A 16,587-nucleotide genomic window follows, 5' to 3' on the forward strand; every position below is an offset into this window, starting at 1 on the left:
GGTGGGTCGCAGGATTGTGTCCCAATTGCGGCGACGGCGAAAGCGCGGCCGCTGCGAAAAATCCCAGCCACGTCAGCGACATGACCGGCGCGTTCAGTTGCGCCATCGACGGGGCTGGCGTACGCCACCGATATACTGCGAGCACTTTTTGCCAGCCAGACCATCGTGAGCCAAGCGCAGCATTCGTCCCAGATGGCCCCGGTCGCCGTCACCGCCTACACCTCCACCACCGCGCTCGGCGCCGGGCTCGCGGCCCAGGCCGCCGCGCTGCAGTCGCGCCGCAGCGGCCTGCGTTACAACGATTTCGGGCCACAACCGCTGCCATGCTGGATCGGCCGCGTCGACGGCGTGGAAGAGGTGGTCCTGCCCGCTGCGCTGCAAGGCTGGGACTGTCGTAACAACCGGCTGGCCTGGCTGGCCCTGCAGCAGGACGGCATGGCCGACGCCGTGCAGGCCGCCGCGCAGCGCTACGGCGCCGAGCGCGTGGCGGTGATCATCGGCACCTCCACCTCCAGCATCGGCGCCAGCGAAGAGGCGTATACGCGATTGGTAGAGGACGCCGATGGCGCGCGGTTTCCGGACGATCTGGACCGCCCGATCGTGCACACCCCGCATTCGTTGGGCGACTTCGTCCAGCACGCCACCGGCCTGCGCGGCCCCAGCGTGACCGTGGCCACCGCCTGTTCGTCCAGTGCCAAGGTGTTTGCCCAGGCGGCGCGGCTGATCGAGGCCGGGGTGATCGACGCGGCCCTGGTGGGCGGCGTGGACACCTTGTGCGGCAGTGTGCTGTTCGGCTTCAACTCGCTACAGGTGGTCGCCCCCGAACCGTGCCAGCCGTTCGACGCGCGCCGGGTCGGTCTGAGCCTGGGCGAAGCCGGTGGCTTTGCGCTGGTCGAACGCACCGCCGCCGCTCCGGAGGCGACGTTGTGGCTGTACGGCTATGGCGAATCCAGCGATGCGCACCACATGTCCGCCCCGCATCCGCAGGGCCTGGGCGCGCAGCTGGCGATGCGCGGCGCGCTCGAACGCGCCGGCCTGGATGCGGCAGCGGTGGGCTATCTGAACCTGCATGGCACCGCCACGCCGGCCAATGACAGCGTGGAAGCGGCAGCGGTGGCGGCGATCTTCCCCGACACCTTGCACGCCAGCTCGACCAAGGCCTGGACCGGCCACACCCTGGGCGCGGCCGGCATCGTCGAATCGGTGATCGCCCTGCTGGCGCTGCGCGACGGCGTGCTGCCGGGCACGCTCAACAGCGAAGTACCCGACCCCGCCTGCGGCCCGCAGATCCGCTTCGACAACGCCCATTCCCGGATCGATTACGCAATGAACAACTCCTTCGGTTTTGGCGGCAACAACTGTTCGCTGCTGTTCGGGCGGGCACGCTGATGCTGACTGCCACCATCGAAGGGATCGGCTTCTGGACCCAAGGCTTGCCCAACTGGGAGGCCGCACATGCCTTCATGCAGGGCGGCCCGCTGCAGGAGACGCCCGCACGTCCGGCGCCGCAGCTGCTGGCTGCCAACGAGCGCCGCCGCGCGCCGGATACGGTGGCGGTGTCGCTCGAAGCCGCACTGGCGGCCTGCACCGCCGCCGGCCGCGACCCTGCCAGCTTGCCGTCGGTGTTCACCTCCACGCACGGCGATCTGGCCATCACCGATTACATGTGCACCACGCTGGCCAGCGACCCGCTGGCGATCTCGCCGACCAAGTTCCACAACTCGGTGCACAACGCCGCGGCCGGCTACTGGACCATCGGTGCCGGCGCGATGACCCCGGCCACGGCGATCAGCGCCCACGACGCCAGTTTCGCGCAAGGCCTGCTGGAAGCATTGGTGCAACTCACCGCCGGCGTCGATGCAGTGCTGCTGGCCGGCTACGACGCGCGCTCGGTGGGGCCGCTTGGGCGCATCTCGCCCAGCCAGGGCCTGCTTGGTGGCGCGCTGGTGCTGGGCAGCGCTGGCCAGGCCGGCAAGCCGCAGCTGCAGGCGTGGCTGGACGATGGCGCGCCGTCTCCCGCTGACGGCGCGTTGGCGCGCCATGTCGCCGCCAATGCGATGGCGCCGATGCTGCCGCTGTTCGTGCTGCTGGCCGGACACGGCGACAGCGCCGCCTTGTATGCCGGCCATGGCCGGGTGCTGCGTGTGGAGCTGCAGCGATGAGCCGGGTACCGCTGACCCGCGAGGACACCGCGATTCTGGTGCCGGCCTTGAACGAGGCATTGCGTATCCGCGAAGTGGTCACCGATGCGTTGACCTACTGCTCGCATGTGATCGTGATCGACGACGGTTCCGACGATGGCACCGCCGATTGCATCGCCGACCTGCCGGTGCGCCTGATCCGCCATCCGCAGCGCATGGGCAAGGGCGCCGCGTTGCGCAGCGGCTTTGCGCAGGCGCAGCAGATGGGCATGCGCGCGGTGATGACCATGGACGGCGATGGCCAACACAAGGCCGCCGATTTCCCGCGCCTGCTGGCCGCAGCCAACCGCCACCCCGGCTGCGTGATCGTCGGCGCGCGCATGCGCAAGCGCGCCACCCAGCCCACCATCCGCCGGATCGGCAACGACTTCGGCGACTGGGGCATCGCCTGGGCCTGCGGTTTTCAACTGGTGGACAGCCAGAGCGGCCAACGGCTGTATCCGGCCTCGGTGTTCACCCTGCCCAACGTGTCCGGCGAAGGCTTCGTGTTCGAGGCGCAGCTGCTGATTTCCGCCGCACGCCAGGCCGGCGCACGGGTGGTCGCGGTGCCGATCGAAACCCGCTACGCGGGCAGCGCGCCGGGCACCTTCCGCAAGAGCCATTTCCGGCTGGTGCGCGACCTGTGGAACATCACCTCGCACGTGGTCGTGCAGGCCTGGACCTACGGGCACATCTGGCGCGAGTACCGCAACGTACGCGCCAACCCGGTGATCATTGACGATGTCGACGGCGAATTTGCTACTGTGCCCGCGGCTACCAAGAGCAACCCGTCCCCATGAATGCACAGCGTCGCGATGTCGTCATCACCGGTGGTGGTCTGGCCGGCCTGAGCCTGGCCCTGCAATTGAAGCAACGCGATCCGGAGCTTGCGATCACCGTGCTGGAGCGCCGTGCGCACCCGGTGCGCGAGGCCGCGTTCAAGGTGGGTGAATCCACGGTGGAGATCGGCGCGCATTATTTTGCCGACGTGCTGGGCCTGCGCGAGCATCTGGAGACCGAGCAGATCCGCAAGTTCGGTTTTCGCTTTTTCTTCTCCGACAAACGCGAAGACATCGACCGCTGCACCGAGCTGGGCGTCAGCCAGATCCTGCCGACACCGTCGTGGCAGATCGACCGCGGCCGCTTCGAAAATTTCCTCGGTGAGCGCGCCCGCGCGCAGGGCATCGCGTTCCTGGACAACTGCAGCGTCAAGGGCGTGGATCTGTCCGAGGACGAGACCGACCATGCGGTGCGCTACGAGCATGCCGGCGAGCAGGGCACGCTGAGCGCGCGTTGGGTGGTCGATGCCAGTGGCCGCGCCGGGCTGCTCAAGCGCAAGCTGGGCCTGGCACAGGACAACGCGCACAATGCCAATGCGGTGTGGTGGCGCGTAGAAGGCCTGATCGACCCGAACGGCTGGTCGCAGGACAGCAGCTGGCTGCAGCGCTGCACGCCACCGGATCGCTGGCGTTCCACCAATCACATGTGTGGGCCCGGTTACTGGTTTTGGCTGATCCCGCTGTCGTCCGGCGCGCATTCGTTGGGCATCGTGTGCGATGCGCAGATGCACCCGCTGGAGACCATGAACACGCACGAAAAAGCCATGGACTGGCTGCGTCTGCATCAACCGCAGGTCGCCGCCTCATTGGACAAGGCCGACTACCGCTTGCAGGACTTTCTGTTCCTGCGCAATTTTTCGTATGGCTGCAAACAGGTGTTCTCGTCGCAGCGCTGGGCGCTCACCGGCGAGGCGGGGGTGTTCCTGGACCCGTTCTATTCGCCGGGCAGCGACTTCATCGCCATCTCCAATACCTATATCTGCGAACTGATCGGCCGCGATCGCGCCGGCAGGTCGCTCAGCCCGTATACCGAGCTGTATGAGCAACTGTATTTCTCGTTCTACGAAAACACCCTGACCCTGTATCAGGATCAGTACGCGCTGTTCGGCGACGAGCAGGTCATGCCGGTCAAGGTGATCTGGGATTACACCTACTACTGGTCGTTGCTGGCGCCGCTGTTCTGTTCCGGACGCATCGCCGACCTGAGCCTGTTGTCGCGCATGAAAGCCGACTTCTTTTATGCGCGCGACATGAACCTGGCCATGCAGCGCGTGCTGCACGACTGGGGCGTGCACAACACTGCTCAAGGCATCGCTACCAGCGATGGCCGTCTGCTGGACCAGTATCTGATCGGCTGGTTCAACGAGCTCAATGGCGCCTTGCACGACACCCTGGACGACGACGCGTTTGCCGCACGCATCCACACCAACGTGGCGCAGATGGCGGTGCTGGCACGCGAGATCCTGCAGCAGGCGCGCCACCGGCACCCCTACCTACCGGACCACGGGCTGGACGCACTGACCGCCAACGCCAGCGGCGACCCGATCCTGACGGCGACGTGGTACGCGGACGCGGCGTAAGTTTTACTACGTGTAGAGATGCGCGGATGAAAATTGCCTACTTCGTGACCCTGCTTGCACTTAGTGCGCCAACGCACGCGGAGGAAATTGCCGCGTGCTCAAATCCTTCAGGCAAGGGCTATTACGCCGAAACAGGCATCATCACGGCAAAAGACAGTGGCTGGAACGATGAAAAGATCACGGGGGGTCTGACGAAGCTGTCAAAGCACGGGGATGATTACGACCTGATCTATGTAGATGTACGCAAGGAGATAGTGTCAGCTCGTGAGGAAGGAGCACAGGTCATGCTTCTGAGTCGAGGCACTAGCTCGGTGTCCGTGCTGGTTGTTTATCCAGGCAAGACTGCCGAGGTCTACACATTCCTCAAGACTTCCTCAGGGCAATTGGAATACATCCATACGCTTAGTCGTGCCGGGGACGAGGTGCTTATTACCAAGGCATCCGTGATGCATGGCGAATGCCGCTACATCAACTTCGATGCGGTCTAGCCCATACCACCATTGATGCCGATGATCTGGCCATTGATGTAACCGGCAGATTCCGAGCACAGGAAGGCGACCAGCGCGGCGACCTCGTCGGGTTTGCCGACGCGCCCCGCAGGCACCAGTTGTTTGATCACCTCGGGCGCGAAATTTTCGCCGACCATGTCGCTTTCGATCACGCCCGGCGCCACCACATTCACGGCGATGCCGCGGCTGGCCATCTCGCGCGACAACGATTTGGTCGCGCCATGCAATGCCGCCTTGGCTGCGGCGTAATTGGTCTGCCCGCGATTGCCCAGCACTGCCGACACCGACGACACGCTGACGATGCGGCCCCAGCGCGTGCGCGCCATCGGCAACAACAAGGGTTGGGTGACATTGAAAAAACCGTGCAGCGACACATCGATCACCCGATGCCACTGCTCGGCGTTCATGCCCGCCATCGGCGCGTCGTCGTGGATGCCGGCGTTGTTGACCACGATCTGGATCGGGCCGGACGCCAATAAGTTCTCCAGCGCCGCGCCGCTGGCCTGCGCATCGGCCACATCGAAGGCCACCGCTTCGGCGCTACCGCCGTCGGCCACGATGGCGGCAACCACCTCTTGCGCACGCGCCAGATTGCGATTGGCATGCACGATCACGTGCCGCCCCTGCGCCGCCAGATGGCGACAGATCGCACCGCCAAGATCGCCGCTGCCGCCGGTGACCAACGCACGACGCTGTGGAATGGATGTGCTCATGGACGTCTCGTCAAAACCAGCTGGCAGCAGGAAGCCCCCATCCTAGCGATTCGCAGCCAGCGCAGGAACAACCTGCCGCGTCCATCGCCGCAGGCATCGCGCGCAATACGCATCATCGGGCCGCCGCAGCGCACGCATGTGCGCCGCTACCAAGGGCATGGCCGCCAAGCGCTGCGACAACACGTAGCGAGCAATCGTCAGATGACGACGACGCGCTCGGAACCGGAATGCACGCGTGCCACGCCGCACCGAGCACCGGCCGCGCCCGCATGGCGATGCGCGCAATCGATGGGTTGTCTGTCGGCCGCACTACGCCTGCGCGGCGCCCAGCATCACCGTGGCACGGCCTTCGGCGAGCAGCTGCGCCTGATGGGTCAGACGGAAACTGTATTGCTGGCTGTCCTCGCCCTGCATCAGCACCTGCGCTTCGCACTCGATGGCATCGCGCAGGGCCTCCAGATGCGTCACATGCAATTCCACCGCACGCAGCGCAACCAGCATGCCCGGGCGCACCGGCTTGCCGGACGCGCGCCCCAGCAGGCCGCCATGCACGGCCATGGCCTGCGCGCCGTATTCGCACAGATGCAGCGCGCGCAGACGTCCATCGGCACGCAGCGGATGCATGTCGCTGCAATGCGCATGACTGCGCACCACAATCCGCTGCGCATCCCAGGTCACCACCTCGTCCCACAGGCACATGCTGCCCTGATGCGGGATCAAGGCGGCGATTGCGTCACGTCCCTGCATGCGATTCTCCATTGCGTGTGCGCTCCAGTGCCGGTTCGCGCGACACCAGCAACGCGAGGATGAAATTGAACAACACGCCCAGTGCCACCGTGCTGCCGATCGCGCGCAGCACCGGGATGCTGGAGGCGGCCAGTAGCGCGAACACCAGCAATGTCATCAGGCTGCAGACGATCAATGCATGCAGCGTGCGCAGCTGATCGGCGTGATCGTCGCCGGCGTGATCGAAGAACAAGGCGTAATCCAGGCCCAAGCCTGCGGCAAGAATCAGCGCGATCAAGTGGAACAGATTGAGCTCCACCCCGATGCCGCGCAGGATCGCCAGAATCAACACGGTGGTCAGCGCCATCGGCAACAGCACACGCACGATACGGCGCGGGCTGCGCAACGCGATCGCCACCGTCACCGCAAGCAACAACGCCGCCACACCCAGGGCGCCCAGCACGCGGCCGCGGTAGGCGGCCACCAGCGATTCGGACGCGTCCTTCAGATCCAGCAACTGCGCGCCGCTGCCCTGCACCGCCGCAGCCAACACCGCCGGGTCGTGCAAGCCGGTCAGCGACACCAGGGCGGTCGTGCGATCGCCGCGGCCCAGCATCAAGCCGCCCACCGAGGTGGCCAGCGGCGAGCCGGTCAGATCCTTTGGCAGCAGCGGCGGCGCGCGCTTGGCGGCATCCAGATCCTGCAGGAATGGCGCGAACGCATCGCTGCGGAATGGTGTGGCCGCCACCGCGCGCTCGGTCAGCGCGCGCGCCTGCGCTGCATCCGGCAACCCCGCCTGACGCGCCTGCTGGGTCTTGGCACTGGGCAGATAACGCGCGGCCATGTCGTAGCCGGCCAGGGCGCCGTCGCGTACCAGCGCATCCAGCCGCGGCCGCAGGGATTCGCTGGCCTGCAGCGCCGCTTCATCGTTGGCGGCAGGCAGCGCGAGCACATACCGCACATCGGGCGCGCCCAGCTCCTGACGCAAGTGGGTGTCCTGCGCCAACGCCTTGGGCGGCACCGGGGTGAGTTTGGATAGATCGTTCTGCCAGAACTGGCCGGGCGCGAACACGATCACTGCAATGCCGATCACCGCGATCACCGCCAGGCTGATGCGTGGCCGCGGCAGCCGCGCGATGCCGCGCCACAGCGTTGCCAACAGGCGCGAGTCGGCATAGTCGCGCGGGGCCGGGTCGATCAGCCACGGCAACAGCCAACGCGTGGTCACCGCCGCAGTGGCCAGACCGGCGATGGTGAACACCGCCAGCTGGCGCAGACCATCCACACCGGAGAACAGGAAGGTCACATACGCGATGCAGGTGGACACCACGCCGGTCGCCAGCGTCGGCCACAAATGCCGCGCGTTGTCGCGCGGATCCAGGCCGGGGCGTTGATGACTGAACAAGTGGATCGGGTAATCCTGCACCACGCCGATCAAGGTGAAGCCGAATGCCACGGTGATGCCATGCACGCCGTCGAACACCAGCGCCACCGCGCCCAGGCCGGCCAGCCCCGCGCTCGCCAGCGGCAACACGCCCAGCACCGGGATCTTCCAGCTGCGGTAGGCAATCATCAGCAACAGCACCAGACCCACCGTATCCAGCGTGCCGATCCACTGCGATTCGCCCTGGGTGCGTGCGGTGATCTCCACCGCGAATGCGCCCGGGCCGGTCAAGGTCAGCTGCGTCGTGGTGCCCTTACTGACTGTGGCGAACGCCGCCTGCACGGCGTCGTAGGCCAGCTGCTGGCCGGTGGGATCGAAGCCGGCCGCATGCGTCTGCACGATCAACAGCGCCGAAGTGCCGGCGCGATCGAACCACACGCCGTTGCGGGTTTGCGGTGCGGCCGCCGGCTGCAGGGTCTCGGCCAGATGCAGTACTTCCAGCGTCGGGTCGCGCGGCAGCAGCGGCTCCACCATCGCCGCTGCCGGCGAACCCAGATCCTGCACGCGTGACTGCAGCGCCGCTTCAAGCGTCGCCGCGTCCAGCGGTGCGGTATCGAAGCTATCGCTAAGCAGATAGCGATACGGCAACAAGCGCTCCGGAATCGCCTCCAACCCCGCAGTGCCGCCGTTGCCGACCAGCTCGAACAGCGCCGGCTGCGCGGCCAATGCCTGGTGCAGTTGCTGCGATTGCTCGGCCAGGGTAGCCGGGTCGCTATTGGACAAAGCCATCAGCAACAGCCGCGAGCCCGGGCCTTCGCCGAGTTCTTCGATCAGCAGTTTTTGCGCAGGCGTACGCGGGGCGGGCATGAACTTTCGAAGATCGCCAGTGACCTTGAGCGTCTCGCTCAACCAGAATCCGGCTACTACCAGCAAGGCCAGCCACAGCAAGGCAAGCCCAATGCGGCGGTTTGCGTTCAATTCAAACGACATGCGACCGCCTCACTGCAACGGATGAGGTCCGAGCCACGCACGGCATCGGGTCGCAGTGACTCGGCAATCCGGTTGAGCGCACCCGCTCTGGCGTTTCTGACAACGACCAGCAAGACCTGCCCGCGCGTGGTCACGCGCCCGGGCCGTGGCAGAGCGTGGTCAGCGCAGCAGCGTCGTTGACGCTGGCAGCCGCACGTGCCGCGCCGGCCAGCAGCGTGCGTTGTGCATCGCCCTTGGCCGGAATGCTTTCGATGCAGCGCAGCTCATCGTTGCTGCCGTACAGACGCAGCTCGCGTACCTGCTTGGCTACTGGGGCGTCCTTGGGCTGCAAGGTCAGTTGCCATGCCTGCGCTGTGCCCTGCCCGCTGAGGCGATACTGCTGCTCCAGCAGCGCGCGATCGCCCGACAGCAGCGCGCCGAAGCCGGACTTCAGCCCGGCCAGTTCGGGCACGCGGCTCAAGGCGAACTTGCGCGGCGCTTTGCCCTCGCGTTCGAGCACGCCTTCGTCGCCGCGCAAGGTGGTGGTTTCGCGATACGGCGCACTCACCTCGCGCACCAACGTCTGCGCATCCGGGCGACGGTAATGGCCCTGCACGCGCAGCGGCGTTTTCAGTAGCGCGGAGCCGCGCAGTTCGACGAACTCGGTGCTGGCAGGGACCGGGCGTGCCAGGCGCTGCAGCACCTGGCCGACATCCAGGGCCTCAGGCGGTGCGGCGCATAGCGGTGCGGCGCTGAACAGCAGTATCAGCATCCACGGCAGGGTGCGGCGCATCGGCATGGTGGGTGTTCCAGAAATCGTAGAAGTTGAACCAGTTGTACGGCGCGTAGCGTGTGTAATGTTCCAGCCTGGCCGCGTAATCGCGCATGAGCACCGCCAGCACCGGCGCACGTTGCCTGCGCGGCACATCCAGTCCTTCGCTGAAGGTCTCGAATGCCAGCTCGTAGTGATTGCCGCCGCGATACAGGCCGAACGCCAGCACCACCGGCACCTTGAGCGCGGCGGCGATCAACCACGGCGAGGTCGGAAACATCGCATTGCGGCCAAGGAACATCGCCGGCAACGCCGGGTCGCCTTCGCGCGGGCGATCGATCAGCAGCGCCACCAGCGCGCCGGCATCGGTGGCGTCCTTGATCGCCATGACGATCGAGGTCGCGTCCATGCCGGCATCGATGATGTTGGCGGCCAGCTGCGGGTTCAGTGCGCCCAGCAGGTCGGTCATCGCGCGGTTGTGGGCCTTGTCCAGCACCACCTTGACCTGCACGTCCGGGCGCTCGGTCGCCAGTACGCGCAGCGCATCGAAACTGCCCAGGTGGGAGCCGAAGATCAGCACGCCGCGGCCGCGGTCCATCTGCGTGTGCAGTTGATCCAGTCCGGTGATGTCGACGCGGAAGCGCTGCATCTGCCCGCACAACATGTACACGCGGTCCAGGATGGTCGATGCAAACGTATGGATATGCCGCGCCACATCGCGCAGCTTGGCCGGACGCCCCAGCACGCGTGCCAGATAAGCGCGCGAGGCGACGCGCTCGGGCGCGCGCACCAGCAGGAAGTACAGCGTGATGGGGTACAGCAGCGCGCGCCCCACCGAGCGCCCGGCATGCCGTGCGATCCCGCGGATCAGCCACAACGCGAAGCGCCCGCCACCTTCTGGACGCTGTTTCCAATGCTTATTCATGCCGCGGCCTCCGCCACCAGTTCGCCGCTGACCAGCACTTCGCCGGCACGCTGCACGCGGAAGCGCCAGCGCGGGCCGTCGCCTTCCAGCATGACCGACGCGGTCTGGCCGGGCAGCAACGGCTGCACAAACTTCACCTGCGGCAGCCGTGCTGCGGCACGCGGGCCATGCAGCGCTTCCACGGCCTGCAGCACATGGTCGAGCACGACCACGCCAGGCACCACGGGGCGACCCGGAAAGTGCCCGGGCAGGCAGGGATGATCATGCGGCACGACGAAATCCATAAGCGCGGAACTCAGATCCTGGGTTGAAGCATTGCAGCCACGGCCTTGTGTGCCTGCTCGGTCAATTGTTGGCGATCCGGTGCATCCGGCCCGGTGACCGCGATCGGCTCGCCGATGCGCACGCGGATGATGCCGGGACGCACCCTGAACACACCATCCACCGGCAGCACCTTGCCGCAACCGTCCAGCGCCACCGGGACAACCTGGACACCAGCATCGATAGCGGCCTGCAGTAGCCCGGCCTTGAATGGCAATAATTCGCCGCTGCGGCTACGGGTGCCTTCGGGAAACAGACACAACTGTTTGCCCTCGCGCAACAGCGCGGCCGCCTGCCGACGGACCAGCGCCCCGGCGCGGCGGCTGTCGCGGTCCAGGAACAGCATGCCGGTGGCGCGCGCATACCAGTTCACGAACGGCACCTTGAGCATTTCTTCCTTGAGCAGGAACCGCAGCGGCACCGGCAAGGCGTAGAACAAGGCGCAGATATCGATGATGGACTGGTGGTTGCTGACGAACAGATAGTTCTTGGACCAGTCGACCCGCTCGCGCCCTTCCACGATCACCTTGGCGCCCGCGCCGCGGAACAGCACCGGCGACCACATCCAGCCGCCCATGCGCAGCAGGCGATCGGCATCGCGGGTGATCGCCAGCAGCACCAACGCATACACGATCCCGCCGGCGGTAAACGTCAGCGTGAAGGCCAATTGCAGCAGATTGAATACACCCCACGCCAGGCGCGACGGCATCCTTGCCAACGGCATTTTTGTTTTGTCCCCGAAACTGTGCACGTACGTCGCTGCCCCTGGCCACGCACTCAGCGCAGCAGATCGCGCCAGAAGTCCGGCCCGAGCCGCGCCATCTGGCGCAAGAAGTCTGGCAGGTTACGATAGGGACGCTGCGGAAACCAGCGCCCGCGCAATAGATATTCCCCAACAAAGAACCCGCCAACCACGCCGTACACCAGCAAATTGGCGAACAACGAGGCGCGTTCGTCGCTGATCGGCAGCGGCGAGGCATAACCCAATTGCGCCAGCACGCCACTGGGTTCGGCGCACAGGCCCAGTACCAGGTTGAGCAGGGTCAGCCCGCACAACAGCAGCGCCCAGGCCAGCGTCAGCCCACGCGTGTAGCGCAATTGCGCCGGCGTCACTGCCATGCCGGCCCGGCCGTACAGGCCTTCCACGATGCGGGTGATCAACGGAGTGCGCCCGCGCCGCAGGCTGCGCCCGAAGAACCAGGCGACCCATCCGGTGAACACCACCGGCGGCGCCGCAAGCACCAGCATGGCGTGCGGCGAATGCCACAACGCGCCCAGGCCGGCCAGGCTCACCAGCGCCAGCGCCCAGGCCCACGCGCGCCGCGCGACCATCGGTTCGATCAACACCATCAGCACCAGCATGACGCCGGCGATCACGGCCAGGTCGGAGCGATGGCTGGCGTTGGCCCAGTGGGCAAGCGGCGAGTACGCCACCGCCAGCAGCACGCCCAGCCCCAGCACCCACGGCGGGACATCGCTGGGCGCGGCGGTCGGAACCTCAGACGGTCTTGTTGGCTTCGACATGCGCCGACAATGCGCGCAGCGACGCGAAGATGCGACGGTTCTCGTCGTTGTCCGAGCGCAGCTGGAAGCCATAGCGCTTGCTGATCGCCAGCGCCAGTTCCAGCGCATCGATCGAATCCAGCCCCAGCCCGGTGTTGAACAACGGCGCCTCCGGATCGATGTCGGCGGGTTGGACGTCTTCCAGGTTCAGACTTTCGACCAGGAGTTCGGCCAGTTCACGTTCGGCAGCGGTTTGCGAGGACATCCAGAAGTTCCAGGGTAAGGGTCGGTCAAAGTCGGAGCAGGCCACCGACAGCGTGCTGCAGGTGGCGGACGGCGCGTCGAGCCGGCAGTGTACGTGGCGTACCTGTCGATTCCGAGCGCCGGGCCCGCGTCGCGGCCGGCGATCGCCCTGTCATTGCGTTGGTCGGCATGCGTGGATCTCGGCGGCCGCACAGATGTCCGGGCCGCCGGTCAGGCTATCATGACTGCATGACGCTCGCCCGCTGCAGGTTCGTTTCAGGATGACTTCCACCGTTGTGCGCCCCACCCCGACCGCCAAGCCGGCAGCCGGGCCGGCTCCCGGACCGCAGTGTCCGGCTATTCTGATCAGGGGCGGCGGCCCGACTGGCTGTACAGCAGCGCTGACGCCTGCCTGCCTCGGTAGGGCGATGCTGCGGCACGTACAGGTGCTGCACCCTCGCCTGCCTAACGGCGAGTCTCTGCGCGCAGTCCACGCCATCCCAGCACTCACATTCCTATCGACGATGCCGTACGTGCGGCAGGTGTGGCGCCCACGTCGGCGCCTGTCCACGCACGGCTTCGACGGCACCACCTTGCAACGAGAGACTCAATGACTGTTTCCCCGGCCCAGACCGCGCAGCCGCTGCGCCATCCCCGCCTGCAAGTCGATTATGTCGACCGGACCGACCCCGCGGCGCTGCTGACCGATCCGCAGGTGCTGGCGGTGTTCGGGTTCGGCGATGCCGCGCCGCGCCTGGACGACCCGCGCTATCTGCGCGTGCCGCTGCAGCCGTATCAGGCCGATGTGCTGGAGGTGTGGCGGACCGATGCGCTGGTGCGCAGTGGCCGCGACGGCAACATCGCCTGGTCCAGCGATGGGCATTTGCAGTTCGGCGTGATCGAAATCGACGAGCAGGATGTCGATATCGAAGACGCCGCCGCCAAGGCCTATGCAGAGCTGACCGCATTCGTCAGCGGCAGCGCCACACCGCGCCTGCTGCGCATCTGGAACTACCTGGATGCCATCACCCTGGGCAGTGGCGACCGTGAGCGCTATCGCCAGTTTTGCGTGGGCCGCGCGCGTGGCCTGGGCGCTTTCGACGTCGCGCAGTTGCCGGCTGCCACTGCGGTGGGCCGCTGCGATGCCGAACGCATCATCCAGATCTACTGGCTGGCCGCCGCCGATGCCGGCACGCCGCTGGAAAATCCGCGCCAGGTCAGCGCCTACAACTACCCGCGGCAATACGGCCCGCAGCCGCCGAGTTTTGCGCGCGCCATGCTGCCGCCCGCCGGCAGCGACATGCCGCTGCTGCTGTCAGGCACCGCCGCAGTGGTGGGCCATGCCTCGATGCATACCGGCCAGTTGCTGGCGCAGTTGGAAGAAACCTTCGCCAACTTCGATGCCCTGCTCGGCGCCGCACGCACGCACGCACCGGCGCTGCCCGCGCAGTTCGGTGCCGGCACCCGCCTGAAGGTGTATGTCCGCGAGCAGGACGATCTGGCCAAGGTCGCGCAGGCCCTGGACACCCGCTTTGGCGACGCGGTACCGCGCCTGCTGCTGCACGCAGTGATCTGCCGCGATGAGCTGGCGGTGGAGATCGATGGTGTGCATGGCTGAGTGATGCCGTGGCCGCCGGTAGTTCCGTGAAAGCCGGGTGCGGCATGTATCGCGCAGATACCGCATTGCTCGCGGCCAGGCTGTTACCCATCTCGCCACTGACCATGCGGCGCATAGCCGCTGGCAGACCGTCGACATCGGTGAGATCGTGCGCTTAGTCGAGCAGACGACGCTCTCGCGGAGACAGCATGCTTGTTCTCGCAATTCTCCTGGCGGCCGCAAGCCCTGCCGGAACGCAGAAATACGCAGGACAAGCGGCGTTTCAAGCGCTGGCAGATCAGGCAGATCGGCGCTGCCCAGCCCGACGGATCAGATCGATCACGCCAGGTGATCTGGATTTTGCGCAGGACGAGTTTCAGGCACAGCTGACGCAGCGTGATCGCATGCGTTTGAGTGCGGTCAACACGGCAGATGCGCGCTGTGCTGATCAGAACGGATTGGCCTGCCAAGTGCATGCGACCCTGGAGGCGATGCAGAAAACTCAGCTACTGACGCGTTTCTCGGCCTACCTCTGCGCTCATCCAGTACCCGGCCAGTGAGCAATCCGCTCAAGCAGCCGTTGGCATCGGCCTGCAGAGGGCATTGCCCAAACCTGCTCAGCCGTTGAGCAACCCCAACACCACATCGCGCGGCAGTTTGCCGGTTTCGTTGCGTGGCAACACAGCGAGCTTGCGCAGGCGGCGCGGCAGGAATACCGGGTCGACGCTGACGCGCAATCCGGCAAGGATCTGCGCGTCGTCCAGGGTCGGGGCGACCACCAATGCGGCGATGCGGCCCACCGACTGACCTGCCTCCGGCGCCAGCTGCACGATGATGCCGTCGATCACGCCGGGGATGGCGAGCAGACGGCGGGTGAGGTCGGCCAGCGATGCGCGTTTGCCGGCGATTTCCAACAGATCGGCCTGGCGTCCGCGCACCTGGAAGGTGCCGTCGTCGGCGACGTCCATCATGTCGGCCAGCAACACCGGCGTGGCCAGATGCGGCGCATGCACCAAGGTGCCTGCGGCCTGTGTTTCAAGACGCACGCCGGGCAGCGGGGTCCATGCGGCTTCCAGTGCGGTGCGGCGCACGGCGAAGACGCAGGTTTCGGTGGAGCCGAACATCTCGCGCACTTCTCCGCCAAACCGCGCTTCGGCTGCGGCGGCAACCTCCTGTGCCAGCGGTGCAGTGGCCGAGACGATGCCGGCCAGCGGCGGCAATGCCACCCCGGATTCGACCAGAGCACGCAGATGCACGGGCGTAGTCACCAGCACGCGCGGGGCGGGAATATCGGCCAGCGCGCGTGCCACATCGTCCGGGAAGAACGGGCGGCCCGCGTGCACTGCCAACTCGGTCACCATCGGCAGCAACACCGACAATTCCATGCCGTACATGTGCTGCGGCGGCACCGTGGCCACCACGTGCGGCACTGCGTCGGTGTGCGCCCACAGGCTTTGCAGCGCGACCAGATCCTGCCGCGTGCTGGTCAGAAAACTGCCCCAGGTCTTGGGATTGGGTTGCGGGCGACCGGTACTGCCGGAGGTGAAGCCGATCGCCACCAGTGCATCGTCGGCCAGCTGCGGAATCGGGCCGTCCGCCTGCGGCAGCGTGTCCGGCAGTTGCCAGTAGCGCGGCGGCGCCAGCTCCAACGCCAGATCGCCCAGGCAGTAGGCATCGGCGTGACCGGCCTGCACTTCGCCCACCACCGCCGGCGCGCGCGACGACGGCAGCAGCGACACCTGACCGCGCAGCGCGCAGGCATAGAACGCCACCATGAAGCGGTAGCGGTCTTCGCACAGATTGACCGCATGGCGGCCCTCCGGCAGCTGCTGCGCCAGGCCATGCACATGCGCGACGAAGGTCGCCAGATCCACCGACTGCCCCGCGCGCCACGCCAACGGCCGGCCAGGCGCGCCGACGGCCATGGGATGGGACACAACGGGAGCAGGCAGGCTGGACATGTGCATCGACAATCGCAAAAGCGCGCTAGCTTGGCCGCCCCCCGGGCTGCTGGCAAGTCGGGAGGTTTCCGGCCGCTGTCCAGGGCCGCGACGCGTAGCTGGCGCAGATGGCAGGCGGGCAACCGCGGGACCTGGATGGCTGCGCCGGTAAATCCTGCAATGGGTCCGCGCCGTCTGACGTGCGCGCGCTCACGTCGGAGGTCGTACGTCGTAGATCGCAGGCTTCGATACTGATCACCAGAACCGCCACTGCATTGTTGTGTTAGCTCAATCGCGCGCCAAGCACCTTTCAACAATCGGGCGCTGAGGTGCGCAGAATCTCCGTCTAGTGTTGGCGGCCATGCATGTGTGGCCAAGCATTGCAT

General features: G+C 66.5%; 17 protein-coding genes. 7 read left to right on the forward strand and 10 right to left on the reverse strand.

The window, feature by feature from the left end; all coding sequences use genetic code 11:
• Nucleotides 1-192 precede the first annotated feature (192 nt).
• The 5 genes from ACZZ0O_RS04140 to ACZZ0O_RS04160 are packed head-to-tail and all read left to right on the forward strand — an operon-like array spanning nt 193 to nt 5,087.
• Nucleotides 193-1,389, forward strand: coding sequence for a beta-ketoacyl-[acyl-carrier-protein] synthase family protein (locus ACZZ0O_RS04140; RefSeq protein ID WP_463592292.1), 1,197 nt, complete (start codon nt 193-195; stop codon nt 1,387-1,389).
• Complete coding sequence (locus ACZZ0O_RS04145; RefSeq protein WP_463592293.1) at nt 1,389-2,162, forward strand: beta-ketoacyl synthase chain length factor; 774 nt, start codon at nt 1,389-1,391, stop codon at nt 2,160-2,162. Before ACZZ0O_RS04140 ends, ACZZ0O_RS04145 begins: the two co-directional genes overlap by 1 nt.
• Entirely contained in the window at nt 2,159-2,980 is an 822-nt protein-coding gene (locus ACZZ0O_RS04150; protein WP_115529213.1) for a glycosyltransferase family 2 protein, read from the forward strand. The genes ACZZ0O_RS04145 and ACZZ0O_RS04150 overlap by 4 nt, the downstream gene beginning before the upstream one ends.
• Entirely contained in the window at nt 2,977-4,599 is a 1,623-nt protein-coding gene (locus tag ACZZ0O_RS04155) for an NAD(P)/FAD-dependent oxidoreductase (RefSeq protein WP_463592294.1), read from the forward strand. The genes ACZZ0O_RS04150 and ACZZ0O_RS04155 overlap by 4 nt, the downstream gene beginning before the upstream one ends.
• Before the next feature lie 26 nt (nt 4,600-4,625).
• The gene (locus ACZZ0O_RS04160; protein WP_463592295.1) at nt 4,626-5,087 is read left to right on the forward strand and encodes a hypothetical protein; all 462 of its coding nucleotides are present in this window, start codon (nt 4,626-4,628) and stop codon (nt 5,085-5,087) included.
• On the opposite strand, the gene fabG is transcribed toward ACZZ0O_RS04160, so the two are convergent.
• The 9 genes from fabG to xanC all read right to left on the reverse strand — a co-directional run bounded on the left by fabG (nt 5,084) and on the right by xanC (nt 12,686).
• A complete protein-coding gene (gene fabG / locus ACZZ0O_RS04165) occupies nt 5,084-5,821 on the reverse strand; it encodes a 3-oxoacyl-ACP reductase FabG (protein WP_115514233.1) in 738 nt (245 codons plus the stop codon). The genes ACZZ0O_RS04160 and fabG overlap by 4 nt on opposite strands.
• A gap of 309 nt (nt 5,822-6,130) precedes the next feature.
• Nucleotides 6,131-6,568, reverse strand: coding sequence for a phosphotransferase (locus ACZZ0O_RS04170; RefSeq protein WP_463592296.1), 438 nt, complete (start codon nt 6,566-6,568; stop codon nt 6,131-6,133).
• Nucleotides 6,555-8,921, reverse strand: coding sequence for an MMPL family transporter (locus tag ACZZ0O_RS04175; RefSeq protein ID WP_463592297.1), 2,367 nt, complete (start codon nt 8,919-8,921; stop codon nt 6,555-6,557). Before ACZZ0O_RS04175 ends, ACZZ0O_RS04170 begins: the two co-directional genes overlap by 14 nt.
• A gap of 130 nt (nt 8,922-9,051) precedes the next feature.
• Complete coding sequence (locus ACZZ0O_RS04180) at nt 9,052-9,699, reverse strand: LolA-related protein (RefSeq protein WP_463592298.1); 648 nt, start codon at nt 9,697-9,699, stop codon at nt 9,052-9,054.
• A complete protein-coding gene (locus ACZZ0O_RS04185; protein ID WP_463592299.1) occupies nt 9,623-10,597 on the reverse strand; it encodes an LpxL/LpxP family acyltransferase in 975 nt (324 codons plus the stop codon). The genes ACZZ0O_RS04180 and ACZZ0O_RS04185 overlap by 77 nt, the downstream gene beginning before the upstream one ends.
• A complete protein-coding gene (locus ACZZ0O_RS04190) occupies nt 10,594-10,821 on the reverse strand; it encodes a hypothetical protein (protein ID WP_236699212.1) in 228 nt (75 codons plus the stop codon). Before ACZZ0O_RS04190 ends, ACZZ0O_RS04185 begins: the two co-directional genes overlap by 4 nt.
• Nucleotides 10,822-10,892: 71 nt before the next feature.
• Nucleotides 10,893-11,642, reverse strand: a complete 750-nt coding sequence (locus ACZZ0O_RS04195; RefSeq protein WP_055846997.1) for a lysophospholipid acyltransferase family protein — start codon at nt 11,640-11,642, stop codon at nt 10,893-10,895.
• A gap of 53 nt (nt 11,643-11,695) precedes the next feature.
• The gene (locus tag ACZZ0O_RS04200; RefSeq protein WP_082473429.1) at nt 11,696-12,379 is read right to left on the reverse strand and encodes a COG4648 family protein; all 684 of its coding nucleotides are present in this window, start codon (nt 12,377-12,379) and stop codon (nt 11,696-11,698) included.
• A gap of 37 nt (nt 12,380-12,416) precedes the next feature.
• Nucleotides 12,417-12,686, reverse strand: coding sequence for a xanthomonadin biosynthesis acyl carrier protein XanC (xanC, locus tag ACZZ0O_RS04205; RefSeq protein ID WP_011260626.1), 270 nt, complete (start codon nt 12,684-12,686; stop codon nt 12,417-12,419).
• A gap of 588 nt (nt 12,687-13,274) precedes the next feature.
• Here xanC and ACZZ0O_RS04210 point away from each other — a divergent pair.
• Both ACZZ0O_RS04210 and ACZZ0O_RS04215 read left to right on the forward strand, forming a co-directional pair.
• Complete coding sequence (locus ACZZ0O_RS04210; RefSeq protein ID WP_161963162.1) at nt 13,275-14,282, forward strand: chorismate transformation FkbO/Hyg5 family protein; 1,008 nt, start codon at nt 13,275-13,277, stop codon at nt 14,280-14,282.
• Nucleotides 14,283-14,470: 188 nt separating this feature from the next.
• The gene (locus ACZZ0O_RS04215) at nt 14,471-14,821 is read left to right on the forward strand and encodes a hypothetical protein (protein ID WP_463592300.1); all 351 of its coding nucleotides are present in this window, start codon (nt 14,471-14,473) and stop codon (nt 14,819-14,821) included.
• A 57-nt stretch (nt 14,822-14,878) separates the two neighbouring features.
• On the opposite strand, the gene ACZZ0O_RS04220 is transcribed toward ACZZ0O_RS04215, so the two are convergent.
• Complete coding sequence (locus tag ACZZ0O_RS04220) at nt 14,879-16,222, reverse strand: AMP-binding protein (protein WP_463592301.1); 1,344 nt, start codon at nt 16,220-16,222, stop codon at nt 14,879-14,881.
• Nucleotides 16,223-16,587: the final 365 nt, after the last annotated feature.

The sequence above is a fragment of the Xanthomonas sp. AC360 genome, from assembly GCF_979258225.1.

Excerpts from the sequence above, each read along its gene's own strand:
- ACZZ0O_RS04210 (WP_161963162.1), top strand. The coding sequence starts at position 13,275 with ATGACTGTTTCCCCGGCCCAGACCGCGCAGCCGCTGCGCCATCCCCGC.
- ACZZ0O_RS04220 (WP_463592301.1), bottom strand. The coding sequence starts at position 16,222 with ATGTCCAGCCTGCCTGCTCCCGTTGTGTCCCATCCCATGGCCGTCGGC.
- ACZZ0O_RS04170 (WP_463592296.1), bottom strand. The coding sequence starts at position 6,568 with ATGCAGGGACGTGACGCAATCGCCGCCTTGATCCCGCATCAGGGCAGC.
- ACZZ0O_RS04175 (WP_463592297.1), bottom strand. The coding sequence starts at position 8,921 with ATGTCGTTTGAATTGAACGCAAACCGCCGCATTGGGCTTGCCTTGCTG.
- ACZZ0O_RS04180 (WP_463592298.1), bottom strand. The coding sequence starts at position 9,699 with ATGCCGATGCGCCGCACCCTGCCGTGGATGCTGATACTGCTGTTCAGC.
- ACZZ0O_RS04145 (WP_463592293.1), top strand. The coding sequence starts at position 1,389 with ATGCTGACTGCCACCATCGAAGGGATCGGCTTCTGGACCCAAGGCTTG.
- ACZZ0O_RS04160 (WP_463592295.1), top strand. The coding sequence starts at position 4,626 with ATGAAAATTGCCTACTTCGTGACCCTGCTTGCACTTAGTGCGCCAACG.
- ACZZ0O_RS04155 (WP_463592294.1), top strand. The coding sequence starts at position 2,977 with ATGAATGCACAGCGTCGCGATGTCGTCATCACCGGTGGTGGTCTGGCC.
- ACZZ0O_RS04185 (WP_463592299.1), bottom strand. The coding sequence starts at position 10,597 with ATGAATAAGCATTGGAAACAGCGTCCAGAAGGTGGCGGGCGCTTCGCG.
- ACZZ0O_RS04215 (WP_463592300.1), top strand. The coding sequence starts at position 14,471 with ATGCTTGTTCTCGCAATTCTCCTGGCGGCCGCAAGCCCTGCCGGAACG.
- ACZZ0O_RS04195 (WP_055846997.1), bottom strand. The coding sequence starts at position 11,642 with ATGCCGTTGGCAAGGATGCCGTCGCGCCTGGCGTGGGGTGTATTCAAT.
- xanC (WP_011260626.1), bottom strand. The coding sequence starts at position 12,686 with ATGTCCTCGCAAACCGCTGCCGAACGTGAACTGGCCGAACTCCTGGTC.
- ACZZ0O_RS04150 (WP_115529213.1), top strand. The coding sequence starts at position 2,159 with ATGAGCCGGGTACCGCTGACCCGCGAGGACACCGCGATTCTGGTGCCG.
- ACZZ0O_RS04140 (WP_463592292.1), top strand. The coding sequence starts at position 193 with ATGGCCCCGGTCGCCGTCACCGCCTACACCTCCACCACCGCGCTCGGC.
- fabG (WP_115514233.1), bottom strand. The coding sequence starts at position 5,821 with ATGAGCACATCCATTCCACAGCGTCGTGCGTTGGTCACCGGCGGCAGC.